Source organism: Pseudomonas machongensis (genome assembly GCF_034961125.1).
GTDB classification, from domain to species: Bacteria; Pseudomonadota; Gammaproteobacteria; order Pseudomonadales; family Pseudomonadaceae; genus Aquipseudomonas; species Aquipseudomonas machongensis.
Map to the genome: position 1 here is coordinate 113,162 of NZ_JAYFUI010000037.1, position 20,716 is coordinate 133,877.

Consider the following 20,716-nt stretch of genomic DNA (forward strand, 5'->3'; position numbering starts at 1 on the left):
GACGCACCATGCCCACCCCCGCCAAACCCCTCGCCGGTCTGAAGGTCATCGAGCTCGGCACCTTGATCGCCGGCCCCTTCGCTTCGCGTATCTGCGCCGAATTCGGCGCCGAGGTGATCAAGGTCGAATCACCTGATGGCGGCGATCCGCTGCGCAAGTGGCGCAAACTGTATGAAGGGACTTCGCTGTGGTGGTTCGTCCAGGCGCGCAACAAGCAATCGCTCACGCTCAACCTCAAGCACCCCGAAGGACGCGAGATCCTCAAGCAATTGCTGGCCGATGCTGACATCCTGATCGAGAACTTCCGCCCTGGCGTGCTGGAGAAACTCGGCCTTGGCTGGGAGGTGCTGCATGCCCTCAACCCGCGCCTGGTAATGGTGCGCCTGTCGGGCTTCGGCCAGACCGGGCCGATGAAGGACCAGCCAGGCTTCGGTGCCGTCGGCGAGTCCATGGGGGGCCTGCGCTACATCACCGGTTTCGAGGATCGTCCGCCCGTGCGCACGGGCATTTCCATCGGTGACTCGATCGCCGCCCTCTGGGGCGTGATTGGTGCACTGATGGCCCTGCGCCACCGCGAAGTCAATGGCGGTGAAGGACAGGTGGTGGATGTGGCGCTGTACGAGGCAATCTTCGCGATGATGGAAAGCATGGTGCCGGAGTTCGACGTGTTCGGTTTCATTCGCGAGCGCGCCGGCAACATCATGCCGGGCATCACCCCCTCCTCCATCCACACCAGCGCCGACGGCCGGCACGTGCAGATCGGCGCCAACGGCGATGCGATCTTCAAACGCTTCATGCAGGCCATTGGCCGCGACGACCTCGCCGAGGATGCAACCCTGGCCAGCAACGATGGCCGTGACCTGCGTCGCGACGAGCTGTACGGGGTGATCGACCGCTGGGTCAACAGCCTGCCGCTGGAACAGGTGATGCAGGCGCTGAACGACGCAGGCGTGCCTGCCAGCCGCATCTATTCGGCCGAGGACATGTTCAGCGACCCGCAATTCCTCGCCCGGGAAATGTTCCTTCAGGCGAAGCTCCCAGACGGCAAGCCCTTCAAGATGCCGGGGATCGTGCCCAAGCTGTCGCAGACACCCGGCTCCACGGAGTGGGTCGGGCCTGCGCTGGGAGAGCACACGGCGACACTGCTCGCCGGGCTGGGCTATAGCACTGCCGAGGTGGCACGCCTGCGCGAGCAGGGGGCGGTCTGATCGGGCGTCGAGCAAGCATGGTGCGCATGTTTGTGCTGCTCTGCGTCCTGCTGTTGTCCTCGCAGCAGGGCCAGGCCCGTGAACGCCTGACCTGGCTGGTGCGCGACCTGCCGCCGTTCACTATTTTCGAAGGCCAGGAAAAGGGCCAGGGCGTGGTCGATCGCATGCTGCCCCTGCTCATCGAGCAGATGCCCGAATACGATCACACGGTCCTGCGGGTAAATCGCGCGCGCGGCATCCAGATGCTTCAGGAACGCAGCTTCACCTGCGACCCGACCCTGCTATGGACACCGGAACGCGCCCGTTTCGTGCATTTCTCCCAACCCACGCTGCCCATCCTCAGCAGCGGGCTGGTCATCCGCAAGGCAGACCCGGGACGATTGGACGAATCCGAGGACAGCACGCCTGTGGACCTGAAGCAGGTGCTGGAACGGCCAGGGATGAAGTTGGGAATCGTGGCCCAACGCAGCTACGGAGTAGTGGTCGACGATATCCTGCGCCAGTTGCCAGAAACCACGCTGAGCCGCCACTACGGCAACGATGCCACCGCCAACCTTTTGCAGATGCAGCAACTGGGGCGCCTGCAACTGGTACTTGGGTACTGGCCGGAGGTGCGTTACCTGATCCAGCAGCAGGGCGGCTCGCTGGACGGCTACCAGTTCCACCCGATCAAGGGTGCGAATCGCTATCAGTTTCTGCATGTGGGCTGCTCCGACACGCCACTGGGACGCCAAGCCATCGCCCATATCGACAAGCTGTTGCCGCACCTGCGCCAGGAAGTACTCCCTGAGTTCTACGCAAGCTGGCTCGACCCCGAACTGCGCACAGAGTACCTGGAGCAGACACGGCACCTGGTCGAGGAGCTTCCCTCTGCAGCCAACGCCCTGCCATGACGCAGGCAAAAGAAACCCCGGATGCTGGGGAAGACATCCGGGGTCAACTCAAAGCCCTTGAGCGGACTCTGTACGGCGATCCAACGCTACCGGAGCAAAGCAGCGTTCGAGCGCCCTATAAAGTCTGACGAGACACTCAGGCAAAGGTTCCCTGAGGTTGATGTCGGTGTTGCAAGGCCGCGATCACACAAGGCTGCAGACGCCCCTCGACGATCTGCAGGTCGCGGTGCAGACCGTCGACCAGATCGACCAGCAAGCGCTGCTCCTCTAGCTGACGCACACTCACGGCGCGGCGCAACACCTCGTTGCCCTGCGCATCGAGCAAGGTGAGTTGGCGATTGCCGCGCGCATCTACTTCGTCGAGGCGGGTGTGATAAGGGGACAGGGCATCGTTGAGCAGGGAGCAGATTCTTTCCATCCGGCGTACTCGCTTTGTCGGGGACCTATCGGAACTGACCGCCAGGCACTTCGGAAAGTTCGCCCGCACGCGCCTGTATCAGCGAGCATGCGTGGGCAACATGACCGTTTCGATATCCCGCCCGGAGTTCCTGCGCGGCGGCCGACGCAGCCGCTGCAATGCCGCCTGCAACCCCCTCACCGACAACGGCCAGGGCAATTGGGCAACCACCCACTGCCCCTGACGCTGGGCCTCGACAGCGAGATCAGGGCCGCGCACAGGGGGCTGTCCGACGAACAGCAGCGCACGCGCATGGCCTTGCCGGGTCACGTGCTTCAACAGTGCCTGGGCGCTCAGCGCCGGCATGCCATGGTCGATGATGAGCATGTCCAAGGCTTGCATCTGCGCCATGCTTGCCTTGGCGCTGGCCAGATCGCAGGCAATGCGCACGTTGAAAACCCCCAGGGCATTGCAGGCCTGGTGCAAAGCGATCTGCTGGGCGGGATGAGACTGGACGATAAGAATGTTGAGCCGGTGCATGAGCCGCTCCTGAGGGCTGCGAGCCCTGATGGACAGGGCGCCCACTCTAGAAAAGCAGCATAGGGACTCAAATAGGAAAAACCTGAAAATAAGAAGGATGATTCTGTAATTAATAGAACCGCTCAAACGCAAACGGGGCAAGCCGATGTTCCGACTTGCCCCGCCCCATGCTCTCGAGTGCCGCGTTTTACAGCGGCTTGCCGCGGTTGCCGTGCTGGCTGACGAAGGCCTGGACCATTTTCAGGTCATTGGCCAGGACCGTGCAACGCTCCTCGCGGCTGAACAGGTCGCTCAAGTGCGCCGGCAACTCGAGGGCCTTGCCGACACCGGCCTTCTCCACCGCTTCGGGGAATTTGACCGGATGCGCGGTGCCCAGCACCACCATCGGCGTGTCCAGGCTGCGACGGCACTCACGAGCGGCTTTGACGCCGATTGCGGTGTGCGGATCAAGCACTTCGCCGGTGGCCTTGAACACCTCGGCGATGGTCTCGCAGGTCTGCTCGTCGCTCACCGCCAGGGAGTCGAAGAGCTTGCGCGCCTCGGTCCAGCGATCCTGCTCCACGCTGAAACCGCCACCTTGCTTGAAGTTGGCCATCAACTCGGCGATCGCTGCGCCGTTGCGACCGTGCAGGTCGAACAGCAGGCGCTCGAAGTTGGACGAGACCATGATGTCCATCGACGGCGACAGCGTTGGGTGCAGGGCATCCTTGACGTACTGGTTGCCGCTCATGAAGCGGTGCAGGATGTCGTTGCGGTTGGTGGCCACCACCAGTTGGCTGATCGGCAGGCCCATATTGCGTGCCAGGTAACCGGCAAAGATGTCGCCGAAGTTGCCGGTCGGGACCGAGAATGCGATCGAGCGCGCCGGGCCGCCCAACTGCAGTGCTGCATGGAAGTAGTAGACGATCTGGGCCATGATCCGCGCCCAGTTGATCGAGTTGACCGCCACCAGGCGAGTGCCCTTGAGGAAGGACTGATCGGCGAAGCTGGCCTTGACCATTTCCTGGCAGTCGTCGAAGTTGCCTTCGATGGCGATGTTGTGGATGTTGTCACCGAGGATGGTGGTCATCTGCCGACGCTGAACTTCCGACACACGCTGGTGCGGGTGCAGGATGAAGATGTCGACGTTGTCGCAACGGCGGCAGCCTTCGATGGCGGCAGAACCGGTATCACCGCTGGTAGCGCCGACAATCACCACGCGCTCGCCACGCTTGACCAGCACGTGGTCGAGCAGACGGCCGAGCAGTTGCAGGGCGAAGTCCTTGAACGCCAGCGTTGGGCCGTGGAACAGTTCCATCACCCACTCGTTGCCATTCAACTGGCGCAGCGGCGCCACCGCGGCATGGGCGAAGGCACCGTAGGTTTCCTCCAGGATCTTCTTGAAGTCGGCGTCGGCGATGCTGCCGGTGACGAACGGGCGCATCACCCGGAAGGCCAGTTCGTGGTACGGCAGACCGGCCCAGGACGCGATCTCTTCCTGGGTGAAGCGTGGCAGGTTCTCCGGCACGTACAGGCCGCCATCACTGGCAAGGCCAGCCAGCAGGACGTCTTCGAAATTCAGGGCCGGCGCCTGGCCGCGAGTACTGATATAGCGCATTGTGCAAACCTTCGGTTCTGGGCGCGGGCCGCCGTCGCGGCCCGCCGCTGAATTAATTGAGCTGTTCGACGCGGATGCGCACGACGTTGCCGACCACATCCTGCAGGGCTTCAAGGGCGACGATAGCATCGTTGATACGCTGCTCGACCACGCCGTGCGTCAGCAGGATCATCGGCACCAGGCCGTCCTGCTCCTCGGCTTCCTTCTGCATGATCGACTCTATGTTGATGCCACGCTCGGACAGGATGCTGGCGACCTGGGCCAGCACGCCTGGGTGATCCTTGGCCTGGATACGCAGGTAGTAGGCACTTTCGCAAGCCTCGATCGGCAGGATCGGGTGCGCCGACAGCGAATCCGGCTGGAAGGCCAGGTGCGGAACGCGGTTTTCCGGGTCGGAGGTCATGGCACGCACCACGTCGACCAGGTCGGCGACCACCGACGAAGCGGTCGGCTCCATGCCGGCACCGGCACCGTAATAAAGCGTAGACCCTGCAGCATCACCGTTGACCATCACCGCGTTCATCACGCCGTTGACGTTGGCGATCAGGCGGTCGCTCGGGATCAGCGTCGGGTGCACGCGCAGCTCGATGCCGTCGGCGGTACGGCGGGCCACGCCCAGGTGCTTGATGCGATAGCCCAGGGCTTCGGCGTAGTTGACATCGGCAGTGGTCAGGCGGGTGATGCCCTCGGTGTAGGCCTTGTCGAACTGCAGCGGAATACCAAAGGCGATGGAGGCCAGGATGGTCAGCTTGTGCGCAGCATCGATGCCCTCGACGTCGAAGGTCGGGTCGGCTTCGGCATAACCCAGCGCCTGGGCTTCGGCCAGCACGTCAGGGAAGGCACGGCCCTTTTCACGCATTTCGGTGAGGATGAAGTTGCCGGTGCCGTTGATGATCCCGGCCAACCAGTTGATGCGGTTGGCCGAGAGGCCTTCGCGGATCGCCTTGATCACCGGGATACCGCCGGCAACTGCCGCCTCGAAGGCCACGATCACGCCCTTTTCACGGGCCTTGGCGAAAATTTCGTTGCCGTGCACGGCAATCAGCGCCTTGTTGGCGGTGACCACGTGCTTGCCGTTCTCGATGGCCTTGAGCACCAGATCGCGGGCAATGGTGTAGCCACCGATCAGCTCGATGACGATGTCGATTTCGGGGTTGGTCGCGACTTCGAACACATCAGCGGTAATGGGGGTACCGGTAATCTGGCAGTTCGGGTTCTGCGAGCGCATGGCAATCTGAGCCACTTCAATACCGCGCCCGGCACGGCGGGCAATCTCCTCGGCGTTGCGCTGAAGTACATTGAAGGTACCGCCACCGACGGTCCCCAACCCACAGATGCCTACTTTGACCGGTTTCACTGTGAACTCCCCATTGAACGGCCGGCACCTGCGCCGACCGTGAAACATGCCGTCACCCCATGACGACGGCGTATTGAATGAATTACTTGGCGGCTTGCGCCTGGCCGGCCAGGGCCAGCTTGGCCACCTGCGGTGCCGGCTGGTAGCCCGGGATCACCTGGCCGCTTTCGAGCACGATCGCTGGCGTGCCGTTGACACCGATCGACTGGCCGAGCTGGAACTGCTTGCTGACCGGGTTGGCGCACTTGGCCGCCTTGATTTCCTTGCCGTCGACCATCTTGTCCATCGCCGCACGGCGATCGCTGGAGCACCAGACGGCCTGCAGTTGCTCGTCACCCGGCGAGCCCAGGCCCTGGCGCGGGAAGGCGACATAGCGCACTTCGATACCGCGCTTGTTCAGCTCTGGCACTTCGGCGTGCAGCTTGTGGCAGTACGGGCAGGTCGTGTCGGTGAACACGGTGATGTGCGATTTGGTTTCGCCCTTGGCCGGGTAAACCACCATCTCAGCCGCAGGAATGCCGTTGATCAGCTTGGCGATACCCTGGCGTTCGGTTTTCTCGGTCAGGTTGACCGGCTTGCCATCCTGGATCTGGTACAGGTAGCCCTGCATGACGAACTGGCCGTCTGCGCTGGCATAGAGCACGCGACCGCCCTGCAGCTTGACTTCGTACAAGCCGCCGACCGGGCTGCTGGCGACGCTTTCGATCGGTACTTCCAATTCCAGGGTCTTGAGTGTGTTGCGAATGGCCTGCTCGGCACCGGCAGTGACGTCGGTGGCCGCAGCAACGGCAAAGGTACTGGCCAGCGCCAGGGCGGCGGCGGCAAAAATCTGGGTCACGCGCATGGGGTACTCCTGAAGGCGGACGGGGACCGGAGGACGTCGCCTGCGGAAAAATCGCGGCGACCGGGCGGTCCCTGGTGCAAACCGCTCAAGCCTACCACATCAGGCCGCAGCGAAATCACTGTCTGATGGCCGCCGGGCGGAACATGAAAATCATTCATCCACGCGGATGGTGCTGGGCGTGCAACTGCTGCAAACGTGCCTTGGCGACGTGGGTGTAGATCTGCGTGGTGGAAAGGTCGCTGTGCCCCAACAGCATCTGCACCACCCTCAGGTCGGCCCCGTGATTGAGCAGATGCGTAGCGAAAGCATGGCGCAGGGTGTGCGGTGACAGCGGCTTGTCGATCCCCGCCACGCGGGCGTGATGCTTGATGCGATGCCAGAAGGTCTGGCGGGTCATTTCCTCGCCCCGCAGGCTGGGGAACAGCACATCGCTGGGGCGCCCGTTGAGCAGCTCGGCCCGGCCGTCACGCAGGTAGCGCTCGATCCACAGCACCGCCTCCTCGCCCATCGGCACCAGGCGCTCCTTGGTGCCTTTGCCCATCACCCGCAGCACGCCCTGGCGCAGGTTGACCTGATCGAGGGTCAGGCTCACCAGCTCGGTGACCCGCAGGCCGCAGGCGTAGAGCACCTCGAGCATGGCGCGGTCGCGCTGGCCGATGGCTTCGGCCAGGTCCGGCGCCTTGAGCAACGCTTCGACATCCGCTTCAGACAGGGACTTGGGCAAAGGCCTACCCAGTTGCGGCATATCGACCTGCAAGGTCGGGTCGACACCTATGAGCTTTTCCCGCAGCAGATAACGATAAAAACCACGCACTCCAGAGAGAAAACGTGCAGTGGAACGCGGCTTGTAACCCTGATCGAAGCGCCAGGCAAGGTGGTCGAGGATCGAATCGCGACCTGCATCGGGCAACGTCACGCCACGCTCCTGCAACCAGCCATTGAACAGGGCCAGGTCGCTGCGGTAGGAAACGCGGGTGTTGTCGGACAGGCCTTTTTCCAGCCAGAGGGCATCGAGAAACTGATCGATCAGGGGGTGGTCCAGGGCGGGCATTCGGAGGGCTGCTGGGTGTTGAAAGTGGGCTAGTGTTTCACAGACGCATAATTGTTGTCTGTACCGGCCGTTTCGCCGGTAAACCCGCTCCCACAGGGATCGCGTAGCACCTGTGGGGTTTACCCGCGAAAGGGCCCGCACTGGAGAACTCAGGCCTGAGCCAGTACCGGCACCGGCCGCTTGTCCTCGTCGATGGCGACGAAGCTGAAAACCCCATGAATCGCACGCTCGCGGCCGTCGAGGTACATGTTCTCGACGAACACATCGACCTGTACCTGCAAGCTGGTATTGCCCACCTTGATCACGCTGCCAACCAGCTCGACGATCGAGCCCGCCGGGATCGGGTGCTTGAAGTCGATGCGGTCAGTGGACACGGTCACCAGCGGCAGGCGACAGAAACGCGTAGCGGCGATGAACGACACCTCGTCCATCCAGGCCAGCGCGGTGCCGCCGAACAAGGTGTTGTGGTGGTTGGTGGTGTTGGGGAAAACGGCCTTGGTCACGCGAGTGATCGACAGCTCGGTACGCCGCTGGATTTCCTGATCTCTTGGGGTGGTAGTCATGGGGTACTCACTTTGCAAGGGAATGGCAGCGGAGCGACCCGCGAAGCAGGCAACACCAATACCACAGAATGCAAAAAAGCAGCCCGAAGGCTGCTTTTTCTCTCGCAAGGTGGCCGAAGCCACCGGTCAAACTGCACTCAGGACAGTTTTTCCTTGATGCGAGCGGCTTTGCCGGACAGGTCGCGCAGGTAGTACAGCTTGGCTTTACGCACGTCACCACGACGTTTCACGGCCAGGCTGTCGATCTGTGGGCTGTAGGTCTGGAAGGTACGCTCTACGCCAACGCCGCTGGAGATCTTGCGCACGGTGAAAGCGCTGTTCAGACCGCGGTTACGCTTGGCGATAACAACGCCTTCGAACGCCTGCAGACGCGAGCGATCGCCTTCCTTCACTTTAACCTGAACGACAATGGTGTCGCCTGGTGCGAAGGTCGGGATTTCCTTGCTCATCTGCTCGGCTTCGAGCTGCTGGATGATCTTGTTGGTCATGCTGTGCTCCTAAGATGGATAACTCGATCCACCATCGATACGTTAACTATCGTCCCGCTCGCGGAGGTATTCCTCGAGCAGCTTCTTCTCTTCTCCAGAAAGCGAGCGACTTTCCAGAAGATCGGCGCGTCGTTCGAAGGTCCTACCAAGGGACTGCTTCATTCTCCAACGCCGGATGTGTGCATGGTTGCCACTTAGCAACACGTCGGGTACACGCTGATCCGCATACACCTCAGGTCGGGTGTAGTGCGGGCAATCCAGCAGACCATCGGTGAAGGAGTCTTCCTCCGCCGAGTCCACATGCCCTAAAGCTCCGGGCAGCAGCCGCGTAACCGCATCGATCAGTACCATGGCCGGCAGCTCGCCACCGGAAAGTACATAGTCACCAATCGACCACTCCTCATCGACATGAGCTTCGATAAAACGCTCGTCGATGCCTTCATAACGACCGGCGATCAGGATCAACGATTCCTGTTCGGCCAGGCCTTTGACCGCCTGCTGAGTCAGCTTGCGGCCTTGTGGCGAGAGGTAGATCACCTTCGCCGATGCTCCGGTTGCCTGCCTGGCACTGGCCAGGGCGTCTTCCAGAGGCTTGATCTTCATCACCATGCCCGGACCACCGCCAAACGGCCGATCATCCACCGTGTGGTGGCGATCAGTGGTGTAGTCCCGTGGGTTCCAGCAGGTCACTTGCAGCAACCCCTGTTTCACCGCACGACTGGTAATGCCGTACTCCGTGATGGCCGAGAACATCTCGGGGAACAACGTGACGACTTCTACTCGAAGGTTACCCATCGTCTAGAAATCCGCGTCCCATTCGACTCGCATCACACCTGCTTCCAGGTCGATTGCCAGCACACATTGCTCCGTATAGGGCAACAGACGCTCGCGATCATCCAGGCTGCCTGCGCAAGGCTTGACCACCATTACATCGTTCGCACCGGTCTCCAACAGGTGATCGACCTTGCCGAACAGTTGTTCGTCCTGGTTGATGACCTTCAGGCCCTGCAACTGGTACCAGTAGTACTCGTCGGCGGCCAGGTTGGGCAAAAGGCTCCGCGCAATGCAGATTTCGTAACCGCTCAGAAGACGGGCTTCATCGCGATCGTCGAGGCCTTTCAGTTTCACGACCAGGCCCTTCTGGGAGCCACGACCGTTGACCAGCTCGACCTGCTTTACCTTGCCTTCGTGCCGAAGCGTCCAGCGCGGATAATCCAACAGGTTTTCAATCGGATCGGTAAAGGAATACACCTTCACCTCGCCGCGAACGCCGTGAACCGAAAAAATCTTGCCAACGACGATGAGGTCGTCAGCCTTTTCTGGCGTCGCGTTCATACTGCTCAGGCAGCAGCCTTGGCAGCGTCCTTCAGCAGCTGAGCAACACGCTCAGACGGCTGCGCGCCCTGGCTCAGCCAGTAGGTGACGCGTTCCTGGTTGACCGACAGCTTGACTTCGGCGCCCGAGGCGATCGGGTTGAAGAAGCCAACGCGCTCAACGAAACGGCCGTCACGGGCGTTACGCGAGTTGGTCACGGTCAGGTGGTAGAAAGGGCGCTTTTTCGAGCCGCCACGGGCCAGACGAATGGTTACCATGTGAACATCGTTCCTATAGTCGGTACTGCAGTCAGTGCTGCAAATCTGAATGCCAAATAGGCACACGGGTGCCCAAAAGGCCGCATATTCTCAGGGAATACACGGACATTTGCAAATGGCTTTTTCGCAAGAGCCATGCAAAGCAATCCAGACCTGCCGCTTAAGCCGCTGTTTTGCGGCGCTTTCCCGCCAAGGCGGGGTCTGCCTGGCCGCCTATCAAGGCGACCAAGCGGATTCGGTTACAGCTTCGGCATGCCGCCGCCCGGCAGCATCCCGCCCAGGCCACGCATCATCTTGGCCATGCCGCCCTTCGCGGAGAATTTCTTCATCATCTTCTGCATCTGCTTGTGCTGCTTGATCAGCCGGCCGATATCCTGCACCTGCGTGCCGGAACCCAGGGCGATACGGCGCTTGCGCGAACCGCTGATCAGGTCGGGGTCACGGCGCTCGGCAGGGGTCATGGAGTTGATGATCGCTTCCATCTGCTTGAATTGCTTCTCGGCCGCACCCTGCGCGTTGCCCATCTGCGACAGGTTGACGCCACCGATGCTGGGCAGCTTGTCCATCAGGCCACCCAGGCCGCCCATGTTCTTCATCTGCTGCAGTTGGTCGCGGAAGTCTTCGAGGTCGAAGCCCTTGCCCTTCTTCAGCTTCTTGGCCAGCTTGTCGGCCTTGGCCTTGTCGATGTTCTGCTCGGCCTGCTCGATCAGGCTGAGCACGTCGCCCATGCCGAGGATGCGCGAGGCGATGCGGTCGGGGTGGAAAGGCTCGAGGGCTTCGGTCTTCTCGCCCATACCGATGAACTTGATCGGCTTGCCGGTAATGGCGCGCACCGACAGCGCGGCACCGCCACGGGCATCACCATCGACCTTGGTCAGCACCACGCCGGTCAGCGGCAGCGCCTCACCGAAGGCCTTGGCGGTGTTGGCGGCGTCCTGGCCGGTCATGGCATCGACCACGAACAGCGTCTCGACCGGCTTGACCGCTGCGTGCAGGGCCTTGATCTCGTCCATCATGTCGGCGTCGATGTGCAGACGGCCGGCGGTATCGAGGATGACCACGTCGATGAACTTGATCTTGGCTTCGCGAATCGCCGCCTCGGCGATATCGACCGGCTTCTGGCTGATGTCGGACGGGAAGAAGGTCACGCCGATGTCGTTGGCCAGGGTTTCGAGCTGCTTGATCGCCGCCGGGCGGTAGACGTCCGCGGACACCACCATGACGGTCTTTTTCTTGCGCTCTTTCAGGAAGCGCGCCAGCTTGCCGGCAGTGGTGGTCTTACCGGCGCCCTGCAGGCCTGCCATCAGTACCACGGCTGGCGGAGCGGCATTGAGTGCGAGGTCTTCGTTGGCCGCGCCCATCAGGCTTTCCAGCTCGGCCTGGACGATCTTCACGAACGCCTGGCCCGGCGTCAGGCTGCGCGACACCTCGGTGCCGACCGCACGCTCCTTGATGCTGTTGACGAAGTCCTTGACCACCGGCAGGGCAACGTCGGCCTCGAGCAGGGCCATGCGCACTTCACGCAACGTGTCCTTGATGTTCTCTTCGGTCAGCTTGGCCTTGCCGGTGACATGGCGCAGCGTCTGTGACAGGCGGTCGGTCAGGTTTTCGAACATGGTGATCCTTTCAGGCCCAATAAAGCCGAGGTTGTTCAGGTGCCCTGGCGGATATCCACACGCGAAGGGCACAGCAAGCCGCGCATTATAACGGAGAGCGGCGGTGGCGCACACCTTGGTGCCGAGCGGTGATCGGGGGGCCGTTCGCGGGCAGCCCGCGCCCACGAAACTCAGGGGTTGCAGGAGCAGGACTGGCCGCGAAAAGGCCGACGCGGTCTGCAGTCTTCCTAGGCAACCGCGTTCTATGCCAAACTCCCCTCCTTTAAGGGCTCGCCTACCAGGACCTATGCTCTCCTCACCCAGCCTCATCCCCAACCTGATCGCAGCCATCCTTTATATTGCCGCGACGGCCTATCAAGGTTCGCGCCTGGCACAGGGTGCCAAGGTCGACAAACGCCTGCTCGGCCTGCTGGGCGTGATTGCCGTTGTCGCACAGACCTGCGCCCTGTTCTTCCAGTTGCTCACCCCGCTGGGCCTGAGCCTCGACTTCTTCAGCGCCGCCAGCCTGATCGCCACCGCAGTGATCGCCCTGACGTTGCTCGCCTGCCTGAGCATTCCGGTGGAGAACCTGCTGGTGCTGCTGTTCCCGCTGGGTGCAGTGACGGCGCTGCTGGCACAGTTCGCACCGGCGGGCACCGTGCCGCTGGTCAATGAAGAACCCGGCATCCTGGCGCACATCCTGCTGTCGATCCTCGCCTATGGCCTGTTCACCATCGCCGTGGTCCAGGCGTTGCTCCTGTTGCTCCAGGATCACCAGCTCAAGCACAAGCACCCCTCGGGGCTGATCCGCAACTTCCCTCCACTGCAAACAATGGAAAGCCTGCTGTTCGGCTTTCTCTGGGCGGGCTGGATCTTCCTGTCGCTTTCGCTGATCTCCGGCTGGCTGTTCTTCGAGAACCTGTTCGCCCAGCACCTGGTACACAAGACCTCGCTGTCGTGCCTGGCCTGGATCGTGTTCAGCGTCCTGCTGTGGGGGCGCAATCGCCTGGGATGGCGCGGGCACAAGGCGATCCGCTGGACCCTGGCGGGCTTCTGCCTGCTGATGCTGGCCTATTTTGGCAGCAAGCTGGTTCGCGAATTCATCCTGCACATCTGACGGGCAATCATGGACACTTTGCCGTACGCCCCGCTGCTCGGCACCCTGATACTGGCGCTGCTGTGGTCGGCGCTGTTCAGCGCGGTCGAGGCCGCCCGCCAGCAGCTCAACGGCCACGCCCGCGCCGGTGAAGCCGAACAGCACACCCTGCCCGCCCAGGCCTTGGTGCTCTGTGCCAGCCTGGGCAGATTGCTGGTGCTGGGCCTGGCCTGCCTGATCGGCCAGCGCTACAGCGGCGAGCACGGTTTCTGGCTGGCCGGGCTGTGCGCCACGCTGGCACTGCTGGTGCTGACCGAATACCTGCCAAGGCGCCTGGCCCGGCGCAACCCACAGGCCTATGTCAGCCTTGGCGCCAGCCTGCTCAAGCTGCCACTGGCGGCGCTGCAGCCTGTGGCCTGCCTGCTCGACGGCACGGCCAAGCTGATCCTGCGCCCATTGCGCGTACAGCCCAACGCCGTCGCCCTGCACCCACAGGATGACGACGCCCAGGATGACGACGAGCCCCACGAACCACCACGCCAGGGGCTGATCGAGGGCCTGCAAGCGCTGGACAAGATTACCGTCAACGACATTCTGGTCCCGCGCAACGAAGTCGACGGCATCAACCTCGACGACCCGATCGAACAGGTCATCGAACAGTTGATCCTCAGCCGCCACACCCGCCTGCCCGTCTATCACAACGACATCAACCAGGTCGAAGCGATCCTCAACACCAAGCTCATCAGCCACCTGCTGCCACGCGCCGAACTGACCCTGGAGAAGCTACAGGCCGCCTGCTACGAGCCCTACTTCGTCCCGGAAAGCACCCCACTGCAAATGCAACTGCTGAACTTCCACAAGCAGCAGCGGCGAATGGGCGTGGTCGTGGACGAGTACGGCGAAGTGCTGGGGATCGTGACGCTCGAAGACATCCTTGAAGAGATCGTCGGCGAGTTCGAGGACGAACAGAGCCTGGACAACCCCCATATCCATCCCCAGCCCGATGGCCGCTTCATCATCGAAGGCACCGCCTCGCTGCGCGAGCTCAACCGCAGCCTGGGATGGCACCTGCCCTGCGACGGCGGCCCGAAAACCCTCAATGGCCTGGTCACCGAAGCACTGGAAAGCATCCCGGCAAGCGCGGTATGCCTGAAAGTCGGACGCTACCGCCTGGAAATCCTCGAAACCGAGGACAATTGCGCCAGCAAGGTACTGGTCTGGACCATAACCCGATAGCTATACTCGGGCCACGCTTACCCAGCCCTGCCGTCCCGCCTGCTACCCGCACCCGGCGCCCCACGGCCAGTCCGCCTCACTGACGTGCCAGCAGCCCTGCGTCCTACCCCGAGCAGCGCCCGCTCCCTGCCACCCCTTGGGCCCTCGTCAGCCTGGCGAACCACAACAATACGCTGCGGCCCGCCTGCTCGGCCGCGCGAACGACTGTTCAGGGACCTACGCATGACAACCAGCAGCACCTACGCCGAGCCTGACTCGGCGACCCCGGTCAATTCGCCCGCCCGGGTCGCCACCGCCAGCTTCATCGGCACCGCCATCGAGTTCTACGATTTCTACGTGTACGCCACGGCCGCTGCGCTGGTGATCGGGCCGGTATTCTTCCCGTCCGGCTCAGGCACCGCGCAGATGCTGGCAGCCTTTCTCACCTTCGGTATCGCCTTCCTTGCCCGACCGCTGGGCTCGGCCTTGTTCGGCCACTTCGGTGATCGCATCGGGCGCAAGTCGACCCTGGTCGCGTCATTGCTGCTGATGGGCGTATCCACCACGCTGATCGGTGTACTGCCAGGCTATGACAGCATCGGCGTGTGGGCACCGATCATCCTTTGCGTGCTACGCTTCGGCCAGGGGCTGGGGTTGGGCGGCGAATGGGGCGGCGCGGCCCTGCTCGCCACCGAGAACGCACCACCCGGCAAGCGCGCCTGGTTCGGCATGTTCCCGCAGTTGGGCCCGTCGATTGGTTTTCTCGCCGCCAACGGTCTTTTCCTGACCCTGGCACTGGTGCTCAGCGACGAGCAGTTCCGTGAGTGGGGCTGGCGCATTCCGTTCCTGCTCAGCGCTGCCCTGGTGCTGGTGGGGCTGTACGTACGCCTGAAGCTCGAGGAAAGCCCGGTGTTCGCCAAGGCCGTAGCCCGTCAAGAGCGGGTGAAAATGCCGGTGGTCGACCTGTTCGCCAAATACTGGATGCCCACCTTGCTGGGCGCTGCGGCGATGGTGGTGTGCTACGCACTGTTCTACATCTCCACGGTATTCTCGCTGAGCTACGGCGTGTCGACGCTGGGCTACAGCCGCGAAACCTTCCTCGGCCTGCTGTGCTTCGCCGTGGTGTTCATGGCCCTGGCTACGCCGCTGTCGGCCTGGCTGAGCGACCGCTATGGGCGCAAGCCGGTGCTGATCGTCGGCGGCCTGCTGGCGATTGCCTCGGGCTTCACCATGGAGCCACTGCTGACCTCGGGCTCCACTGCCGGCGTGGCGCTGTTCCTGGCAATCGAGCTGTTCCTGATGGGTGTGACCTTCGCCCCGATGGGCGCGCTGCTGCCTGAACTGTTCCCGACCCACGTGCGTTACACCGGGGCCTCGGCGGCCTACAACCTGGGCGGCATCGTCGGCGCCTCGGCGGCACCGTTCTTTGCCCAGCAACTGGTGAGCATGGGCGGTTTGAGCTGGGTGGGGGGATATGTATCAGTGGCGGCGGTGATCAGCCTGATTGCCGTACTGTGCCTGAAGGAAACCCGCCATACCGAGCTTTGAGCAGTTGGAGCAAGCCCGCTCCTGCAGGAGTCTGTAGGAGCGGGCTTGCCCGCGAATGGGCTGCTCGGCAGCCCCGTGCGATCTCAGATCAGAACTCGACCTTGACCGCCTGCGAAGCACGGGTCGCCTTGGCCCGTGCCGCTTCGACCGACTCGTCGCGGGCCAGGCACACGCCCATGCGGCGGGTGCCATTGATTTCCGGCTTGCCGAACAGGCGAATGGCGGTGTCTGGCTCGCTCAGCGCTGCGCCCAGGTTGGCGAAGCTGGTCTGCTGCGACTGGCCCTCGGGCAGGATCACCGCCGAGGCCGACGGTCCGAACTGACGCACCACCGGGATCGGCAGGCCGAGAATCGCACGGGCATGCAGGGCGAACTGCGACAGGTCCTGGGAAATCAAGGTGACCAGACCAGTGTCATGCGGACGTGGCGACACTTCGCTGAACCACACCTGGTCGCCCTTGACGAACAGCTCGACGCCGAACAGGCCACGGCCGCCCAGCGCATCGGTGACGGCCTGGGCCACACGCTGCGACTCGGCCAGCGCCTTCGGACTCATCGCCTGAGGCTGCCAGGATTCCTGATAGTCGCCCTTCTCCTGACGGTGACCGACCGGCGCGAGGAAGGTGGTGCCGCCCACATGACGCACGGTCAGCAGGGTGATTTCGTACTCGAAATCGATGAAGCCCTCGACGATCACCCGGCCCTTGCCGGCACGCCCGCCTTCCTGGGCATAGTCCCAGGCTTTCTGCAGGTCGGCATCGCTGCGCAGCAGGCTCTGGCCCTTGCCCGACGAGCTCATTACCGGTTTGACCACGCACGGGTAGCCAACATCGGCCACGCCTTTGGCGAAGTCTTCATAGGTGTCGGCGAAGTGGTAGGGCGAGGTCGGCAGTTCCAGCTCTTCAGCCGCCAGGCGACGGATGCCTTCGCGGTTCATGGTCAGCTGGGTGGCGCGGGCGGTCGGCACCACGTTGAAACCTTCGTTTTCCAGCTCGACCAGCGTAGCGGTGGCGATGGCCTCGATTTCCGGCACGATGTAGTGCGGTTTTTCAGCTTCGATCACCGCACGCAGGGCGACGCCGTCGAGCATGTTGATCACATGGCTGCGGTGCGCGACCTGCATGGCAGGCGCGTTGGCGTAACGGTCCACGGCGATCACCTCGACGCCCAGGCGCTGCAGCTCGATCACCACTTCCTTGCCCAGTTCGCCGCAGCCACACAGCAGTACGCGGGTCGCAGTCGGCGACAATGGGGTTCCGATACGGGTCATTTCAGGTCCTCGAAGGCGTCCGGGGCGCGCCGGCTGGTGCTGCCCGCTGAAAAAGGACCGGTATTCTACATCAATCGGGCGCGGATCAACCCACCGCCAGCGCGCGTCGCGCCCGCCATGCCATGATCAGCCAGACCGCCGTTACACCGGCGAACTTCGAGGCCATCGCCGTGCCGATCACGGCAGGCGTCAGCGCACCGATCATGCCGAAGAAGATGAAGGTGTCCACCGGAATACTCAGCGCCGAGCTCAGCCACAAACGGTCACGCAGGGGCCTGCGGGTGACGCTGAACACCAGCCAGTCGATCAGTTCGGACACGAAGAAGGCCGTAGCACTGGCAAGGGCGATGGCCGGTTCCGAAGTGACATAGGACAGCACCAGCGCCACCAACATGGCGACCAGGGCGCCGTGGCCGAAGCGGGTTTGCACCATGTCGCGCAGGATGAACACCAGACCGCCCCAGGCGGACCAGATCACGTCCAGGTGCGGGGCACTGGAGAAGGCGTAGTTGATCAGCACTACGCTGCTTATGTAGGCAATGAGATAGAACATGGCGGGTAGTCTGTGGGCAAGCCGCACAGATTACCTTTGGGCAGTTCGCGGGTAAACCCGCGAAGAGTCCAGCGCGGTGGATGGCACCGGCTGTGCCGGTGTTCGCGGGCATGCCCGCTACCACAGGGTTCTGCATCAGACTAGAGGATGAGGCCAGCCTCTAGTGCCCTTTCGTGGCAAAGCTTGATCACCGCTCGGCGCTCGTCATTGTCCATCCGCGCCCACCGGGTGATCTCCTGCACCGTACGCTGGCAACCGATGCAGACGTCCTGCTCATCCAGCGCACAGACGTTCACGCACGGCGAAGCGACCGGCCGCTCGTCAGTCTTCATCGACCACCAGCTCCCGCGCATAGCGCTCGGCGTTGTGCACATAGTGCGCGGCGCTGGCTTCGAGCATGCGCATCTGCTGCTCGGTCAGCTCGCGCACCACCTTGCCGGGCGAGCCCATCACCAGCGAACCGTCGGGAATCTCCTTGCCCTCGGGGATCAGCGCATTGGCGCCGATGATGCAGTGCTTGCCGATCCGCGCGCCGTTGAGGATGACCGCATTGATGCCGACCAGGCTGTAGTCGCCGACGCTGCAGCCATGCAGCATGGCGTTGTGACCGATGGTCACGCCCTTGCCCAAGGTCAGCGGCGAACCCATGTCGGTGTGCATCACCGTACCGTCCTGGACATTGCTGTCCTCGCCGATGTCGATCAGCTCGTTGTCGCCGCGCAGCACGGCGCCGAACCACACACTGGCCCGGGCCTGCAGGCGCACCTTGCCGATCAAGGTGGCAGTGGGCGCGGCCCAACTGCTGGGATGGGCTTCGACCCGCAGGTCGCCCAGGCGGTATTTCATGTCATGTTCCTCACGGTTGGACGCGGTCGGCGGGTGAGCCCCGCTCAGTTCTGGATAAAGCGCTCTGGCGGCTGGTGCAGGCTGATGCCGGCATCGAACAGCACGTTGACCAGCTCGACGATCATGATCGCCGACAGCCCCCAGATCTTGTAGTCGCCATAACGGTAGCTGGGCACGTACCAGCTGCGCCCCTGGTAGTCGATGCGATGGGTGTGGTCGCGTGGATCCTGGCGAAAGAACGACAGCGGGACGTTGAACACCGCTGCGATTTCGGCATCGTTGGGCTGGTACTCGACGTAATCCGGAATCAACCCGACGAACGGCGTAACCTTCAGTCCGTGCAACGAAATCAGCGGGCTCAGCGGGCCGATCACCTCGACCAACCCCGGCGGCAGGCCGATTTCCTCCTCGGCTTCGCGCAGGGCGGTGAACACCAGGTCCGGGTCTTCCGGATCGCGGCGCCCTCCCGGAAAGGCCACCTCGCCACCATGGGTGGAAAGCCCCTTGGCACGCAAGGTGAGCACCAGCTCGGGCTCTTCGCTACGGGTAATGGGCAGCAGCACCGCCGCCTCGGGAAAACGGCGATCCGCCTCCAGTGACGCGGGGGTATGGTTGCTCATTCGGCGAAGAAGCTCGTCCAGCATTACGCACTCTCGATTCCAAGGCCTGCCTTGCATGATGCACCAAAGCCGCGAGGCACCCAAGCCCCGACGGCTTGCGGCAACCCCGCCGGCCGCGCCAAGATAGCGGCTCACACAGGAATAAAAGCATGAAATTCTGCAGCGCGTGCGGCCAACCGGTCATTCAGCAGATTCCCGAGGGCGACAGCCGCCTGCGGTACGTCTGCCCCTCCTGTCAGACCATCCACTACCAGAACCCCAACATCGTCGCAGGCGTCTTGCCCGTCTGGGGCAGCCAGGTGTTGCTGTGCCGCCGCGCCATCGAGCCGCGCCGCGGCTTCTGGACGCTGCCGGCTGGTTTCATGGAAAACGGCGAAACCCTCGACCAGGCCGCGCGCCGCGAGACCGTCGAGGAAGCCTGCGCACGCGTCGGCCCGACCACCCTCTACCAGTTGTTCGACCTGCCGCACATCAATCAGGTGCACGTATTCTTTCGCGCAGAGCTCACCGACCTGGACTTCGACGTGGGTGTCGAGAGCCTGGAGGTGCGCTTGTTCGAGGAGCATGAAATACCCTGGAACGAACTGGCTTTCCGCACCGTCACCCGGACACTAGAATGCTATTATCGCGACCGCATCGGGCAGCAGTACCCCATAGGCCATGAATACCTGCCGCCGATGAACGTTTCGTCGTCCACCTAGCTACTTCAGGATACGTTTCATGCGCTGGTTGCTTGCCCTCTTCTGCTTGTGCGTTGCATCGGTGTCCCAGGCGGCGTTCACCGAGACCATCATTCGCAAGCCCCTGCCCGCGACCACGTCCCAGGGCACGCAGCCCCAGGCCAGGCCTGCGCAAAGCAGCAGCCAGCCGCAGATCGACAAGGTGCTGGTGCTCAAGTCAGAGCGGCGCCTGCAACTGATCAGCCGCGGCGAGCCATTCAAGACCTACCGCATCTCCCTGGGCAAGCAACCCAAGGGCGCCAAGGAGCGCGAAGGCGACAAGCGCACCCCTGAAGGCTTCTACTGGCTCGACTGGCGCAAGGTCAGCGACCGCTACAACCTGGCAATGCACATCTCCTACCCGAACATCAGCGACGCCGCCAAGGCGCGCCGCGAAGGGGTCAATGCCGGCAGCATGATCATGATCCACGGCACACCGATCGACGAAGAATACCCGGAGTGGTATTTCCACACCCTCGACTGGACCGAAGGCTGCATCGCCATGCGCAACGATGACATGCGTGAAGTGTGGAGCATGGTCAAGGACGGCACCATGATCGAGATTCGCCCCTGAGCCTGCGGGCTTCCTGCACCTTCCACTGCTGCGCTGCAGGGCGCCCACCTGAGGAAGGCGGCGTAGCCTGACGGGGCAGCGTCCTACATCTACAGCAAATCCTCAGAATATCCCGACTCAAAAACGTTATTTGCCTGATACCCAAGCAGG

Annotated in this window: 24 protein-coding genes; 7 read left to right on the plus strand and 17 right to left on the minus strand. The window is 62.9% G+C overall.

The window, feature by feature from the left end:
• Window positions 1–8: 8 nt before the first annotated feature.
• Both VA602_RS02215 and VA602_RS02220 read left to right on the plus strand, forming a co-directional pair.
• Window positions 9–1,208, plus strand: coding sequence for a CaiB/BaiF CoA transferase family protein (locus VA602_RS02215; RefSeq protein ID WP_323452359.1), 1,200 nt, complete (start codon window positions 9–11; stop codon window positions 1,206–1,208).
• A gap of 17 nt (window positions 1,209–1,225) precedes the next feature.
• On the plus strand, window positions 1,226–2,101 hold the full coding sequence (locus VA602_RS02220) for a TIGR02285 family protein (RefSeq protein WP_323452360.1): 876 nt from the start codon (window positions 1,226–1,228) through the stop codon (window positions 2,099–2,101).
• A gap of 136 nt (window positions 2,102–2,237) precedes the next feature.
• On the opposite strand, the gene VA602_RS02225 is transcribed toward VA602_RS02220, so the two are convergent.
• From VA602_RS02225 to ffh, 12 genes are all read right to left on the minus strand, one after another.
• Window positions 2,238–2,519 carry a DUF3509 domain-containing protein gene (locus VA602_RS02225; RefSeq protein ID WP_323452361.1) on the minus strand — a complete coding sequence of 94 codons (282 nt, stop codon included), beginning with the start codon at window positions 2,517–2,519 and terminating at the stop codon, window positions 2,238–2,240.
• Between the two features lie 78 nt (window positions 2,520–2,597).
• A complete protein-coding gene (locus VA602_RS02230; protein ID WP_323452362.1) occupies window positions 2,598–3,038 on the minus strand; it encodes a DNA-binding transcriptional response regulator in 441 nt (146 codons plus the stop codon).
• Between the two features lie 187 nt (window positions 3,039–3,225).
• Window positions 3,226–4,635, minus strand: a complete 1,410-nt coding sequence (gene thrC, locus VA602_RS02235) for a threonine synthase (RefSeq protein WP_323452363.1) — start codon at window positions 4,633–4,635, stop codon at window positions 3,226–3,228.
• Between the two features lie 52 nt (window positions 4,636–4,687).
• Window positions 4,688–5,992 (minus strand): homoserine dehydrogenase, encoded by a 1,305-nt coding sequence (locus VA602_RS02240; protein ID WP_054895086.1) that lies wholly within the window; start codon window positions 5,990–5,992, stop codon window positions 4,688–4,690.
• 82 nt (window positions 5,993–6,074) lie between these two features.
• The gene (locus VA602_RS02245; RefSeq protein WP_054895087.1) at window positions 6,075–6,836 is read right to left on the minus strand and encodes a DsbC family protein; all 762 of its coding nucleotides are present in this window, start codon (window positions 6,834–6,836) and stop codon (window positions 6,075–6,077) included.
• Between the two features lie 154 nt (window positions 6,837–6,990).
• Window positions 6,991–7,887 carry a site-specific tyrosine recombinase XerD gene (gene xerD / locus VA602_RS02250; RefSeq protein ID WP_323452364.1) on the minus strand — a complete coding sequence of 299 codons (897 nt, stop codon included), beginning with the start codon at window positions 7,885–7,887 and terminating at the stop codon, window positions 6,991–6,993.
• Between the two features lie 149 nt (window positions 7,888–8,036).
• Complete coding sequence (locus tag VA602_RS02255) at window positions 8,037–8,450, minus strand: acyl-CoA thioesterase (RefSeq protein ID WP_063543306.1); 414 nt, start codon at window positions 8,448–8,450, stop codon at window positions 8,037–8,039.
• Window positions 8,451–8,587: 137 nt separating this feature from the next.
• Window positions 8,588–8,938: a 50S ribosomal protein L19 gene (gene rplS / locus VA602_RS02260; RefSeq protein ID WP_023629812.1), complete on the minus strand. Its 351-nt coding sequence runs from the start codon at window positions 8,936–8,938 to the stop codon at window positions 8,588–8,590.
• A gap of 42 nt (window positions 8,939–8,980) precedes the next feature.
• Window positions 8,981–9,733 (minus strand): tRNA (guanosine(37)-N1)-methyltransferase TrmD, encoded by a 753-nt coding sequence (gene trmD, locus VA602_RS02265; RefSeq protein ID WP_054895625.1) that lies wholly within the window; start codon window positions 9,731–9,733, stop codon window positions 8,981–8,983.
• 3 nt (window positions 9,734–9,736) lie between these two features.
• Window positions 9,737–10,273, minus strand: coding sequence for a ribosome maturation factor RimM (gene rimM, locus VA602_RS02270; protein ID WP_063543304.1), 537 nt, complete (start codon window positions 10,271–10,273; stop codon window positions 9,737–9,739).
• A 5-nt stretch (window positions 10,274–10,278) separates the two neighbouring features.
• Window positions 10,279–10,530 (minus strand): 30S ribosomal protein S16, encoded by a 252-nt coding sequence (rpsP, locus tag VA602_RS02275; RefSeq protein WP_008094480.1) that lies wholly within the window; start codon window positions 10,528–10,530, stop codon window positions 10,279–10,281.
• Window positions 10,531–10,769: 239 nt separating this feature from the next.
• On the minus strand, window positions 10,770–12,146 hold the full coding sequence (gene ffh / locus VA602_RS02280; protein ID WP_063543302.1) for a signal recognition particle protein: 1,377 nt from the start codon (window positions 12,144–12,146) through the stop codon (window positions 10,770–10,772).
• A 286-nt stretch (window positions 12,147–12,432) separates the two neighbouring features.
• On the opposite strand from ffh, the gene VA602_RS02285 reads away from it, so the two are divergent.
• The 3 genes from VA602_RS02285 to VA602_RS02295 all read left to right on the plus strand — a co-directional run bounded on the left by VA602_RS02285 (window position 12,433) and on the right by VA602_RS02295 (window position 15,984).
• Entirely contained in the window at window positions 12,433–13,242 is an 810-nt protein-coding gene (locus VA602_RS02285; protein ID WP_054895622.1) for a cytochrome C assembly family protein, read from the plus strand.
• A 9-nt stretch (window positions 13,243–13,251) separates the two neighbouring features.
• Window positions 13,252–14,457: a transporter associated domain-containing protein gene (locus VA602_RS02290; RefSeq protein ID WP_323452365.1), complete on the plus strand. Its 1,206-nt coding sequence runs from the start codon at window positions 13,252–13,254 to the stop codon at window positions 14,455–14,457.
• A 222-nt stretch (window positions 14,458–14,679) separates the two neighbouring features.
• The gene (locus VA602_RS02295; RefSeq protein WP_063543298.1) at window positions 14,680–15,984 is read left to right on the plus strand and encodes an MFS transporter; all 1,305 of its coding nucleotides are present in this window, start codon (window positions 14,680–14,682) and stop codon (window positions 15,982–15,984) included.
• Window positions 15,985–16,072: 88 nt separating this feature from the next.
• On the opposite strand, the gene purT is transcribed toward VA602_RS02295, so the two are convergent.
• The 5 genes from purT to VA602_RS02320 all read right to left on the minus strand — a co-directional run bounded on the left by purT (window position 16,073) and on the right by VA602_RS02320 (window position 19,297).
• Window positions 16,073–17,254: a formate-dependent phosphoribosylglycinamide formyltransferase gene (gene purT / locus VA602_RS02300; RefSeq protein WP_112897568.1), complete on the minus strand. Its 1,182-nt coding sequence runs from the start codon at window positions 17,252–17,254 to the stop codon at window positions 16,073–16,075.
• Window positions 17,255–17,339: 85 nt separating this feature from the next.
• Window positions 17,340–17,807, minus strand: coding sequence for a VUT family protein (locus VA602_RS02305; protein WP_323452366.1), 468 nt, complete (start codon window positions 17,805–17,807; stop codon window positions 17,340–17,342).
• 140 nt (window positions 17,808–17,947) lie between these two features.
• A complete protein-coding gene (locus VA602_RS02310; RefSeq protein WP_323452367.1) occupies window positions 17,948–18,139 on the minus strand; it encodes a DUF1289 domain-containing protein in 192 nt (63 codons plus the stop codon).
• Complete coding sequence (locus VA602_RS02315; RefSeq protein ID WP_153773959.1) at window positions 18,129–18,653, minus strand: gamma carbonic anhydrase family protein; 525 nt, start codon at window positions 18,651–18,653, stop codon at window positions 18,129–18,131. The genes VA602_RS02310 and VA602_RS02315 overlap by 11 nt, the downstream gene beginning before the upstream one ends.
• 44 nt (window positions 18,654–18,697) lie before the next feature.
• Complete coding sequence (locus VA602_RS02320; RefSeq protein ID WP_054894676.1) at window positions 18,698–19,297, minus strand: CoA pyrophosphatase; 600 nt, start codon at window positions 19,295–19,297, stop codon at window positions 18,698–18,700.
• A gap of 125 nt (window positions 19,298–19,422) precedes the next feature.
• On the opposite strand from VA602_RS02320, the gene VA602_RS02325 reads away from it, so the two are divergent.
• Window positions 19,423–19,974, plus strand: a complete 552-nt coding sequence (locus VA602_RS02325) for an NUDIX hydrolase (protein ID WP_323452368.1) — start codon at window positions 19,423–19,425, stop codon at window positions 19,972–19,974.
• Window positions 19,975–19,993: 19 nt separating this feature from the next.
• Entirely contained in the window at window positions 19,994–20,566 is a 573-nt protein-coding gene (locus tag VA602_RS02330) for a L,D-transpeptidase family protein (protein ID WP_063543292.1), read from the plus strand.
• Window positions 20,567–20,716 lie beyond the last annotated feature (150 nt).

What these genes read in the sequence shown, in the direction of transcription:
- VA602_RS02315 (WP_153773959.1), bottom strand. Translation starts at nt 18,653, where the DNA reads ATGAAATACCGCCTGGGCGACCTGCGGGTCGAAGCCCATCCCAGCAGT.
- VA602_RS02215 (WP_323452359.1), top strand. Translation starts at nt 9, where the DNA reads ATGCCCACCCCCGCCAAACCCCTCGCCGGTCTGAAGGTCATCGAGCTC.
- VA602_RS02285 (WP_054895622.1), top strand. Translation starts at nt 12,433, where the DNA reads ATGCTCTCCTCACCCAGCCTCATCCCCAACCTGATCGCAGCCATCCTT.
- rimM (WP_063543304.1), bottom strand. Translation starts at nt 10,273, where the DNA reads ATGAACGCGACGCCAGAAAAGGCTGACGACCTCATCGTCGTTGGCAAG.
- VA602_RS02310 (WP_323452367.1), bottom strand. Translation starts at nt 18,139, where the DNA reads ATGAAGACTGACGAGCGGCCGGTCGCTTCGCCGTGCGTGAACGTCTGT.
- trmD (WP_054895625.1), bottom strand. Translation starts at nt 9,733, where the DNA reads ATGGGTAACCTTCGAGTAGAAGTCGTCACGTTGTTCCCCGAGATGTTC.
- VA602_RS02330 (WP_063543292.1), top strand. Translation starts at nt 19,994, where the DNA reads ATGCGCTGGTTGCTTGCCCTCTTCTGCTTGTGCGTTGCATCGGTGTCC.
- VA602_RS02320 (WP_054894676.1), bottom strand. Translation starts at nt 19,297, where the DNA reads ATGCTGGACGAGCTTCTTCGCCGAATGAGCAACCATACCCCCGCGTCA.
- VA602_RS02230 (WP_323452362.1), bottom strand. Translation starts at nt 3,038, where the DNA reads ATGCACCGGCTCAACATTCTTATCGTCCAGTCTCATCCCGCCCAGCAG.
- VA602_RS02325 (WP_323452368.1), top strand. Translation starts at nt 19,423, where the DNA reads ATGAAATTCTGCAGCGCGTGCGGCCAACCGGTCATTCAGCAGATTCCC.
- ffh (WP_063543302.1), bottom strand. Translation starts at nt 12,146, where the DNA reads ATGTTCGAAAACCTGACCGACCGCCTGTCACAGACGCTGCGCCATGTC.
- VA602_RS02220 (WP_323452360.1), top strand. Translation starts at nt 1,226, where the DNA reads ATGGTGCGCATGTTTGTGCTGCTCTGCGTCCTGCTGTTGTCCTCGCAG.
- VA602_RS02225 (WP_323452361.1), bottom strand. Translation starts at nt 2,519, where the DNA reads ATGGAAAGAATCTGCTCCCTGCTCAACGATGCCCTGTCCCCTTATCAC.
- VA602_RS02295 (WP_063543298.1), top strand. Translation starts at nt 14,680, where the DNA reads ATGACAACCAGCAGCACCTACGCCGAGCCTGACTCGGCGACCCCGGTC.
- xerD (WP_323452364.1), bottom strand. Translation starts at nt 7,887, where the DNA reads ATGCCCGCCCTGGACCACCCCCTGATCGATCAGTTTCTCGATGCCCTC.
- VA602_RS02255 (WP_063543306.1), bottom strand. Translation starts at nt 8,450, where the DNA reads ATGACTACCACCCCAAGAGATCAGGAAATCCAGCGGCGTACCGAGCTG.
- purT (WP_112897568.1), bottom strand. Translation starts at nt 17,254, where the DNA reads ATGACCCGTATCGGAACCCCATTGTCGCCGACTGCGACCCGCGTACTG.
- rpsP (WP_008094480.1), bottom strand. Translation starts at nt 10,530, where the DNA reads ATGGTAACCATTCGTCTGGCCCGTGGCGGCTCGAAAAAGCGCCCTTTC.
- rplS (WP_023629812.1), bottom strand. Translation starts at nt 8,938, where the DNA reads ATGACCAACAAGATCATCCAGCAGCTCGAAGCCGAGCAGATGAGCAAG.
- VA602_RS02305 (WP_323452366.1), bottom strand. Translation starts at nt 17,807, where the DNA reads ATGTTCTATCTCATTGCCTACATAAGCAGCGTAGTGCTGATCAACTAC.
- VA602_RS02245 (WP_054895087.1), bottom strand. Translation starts at nt 6,836, where the DNA reads ATGCGCGTGACCCAGATTTTTGCCGCCGCCGCCCTGGCGCTGGCCAGT.
- VA602_RS02290 (WP_323452365.1), top strand. Translation starts at nt 13,252, where the DNA reads ATGGACACTTTGCCGTACGCCCCGCTGCTCGGCACCCTGATACTGGCG.
- thrC (WP_323452363.1), bottom strand. Translation starts at nt 4,635, where the DNA reads ATGCGCTATATCAGTACTCGCGGCCAGGCGCCGGCCCTGAATTTCGAA.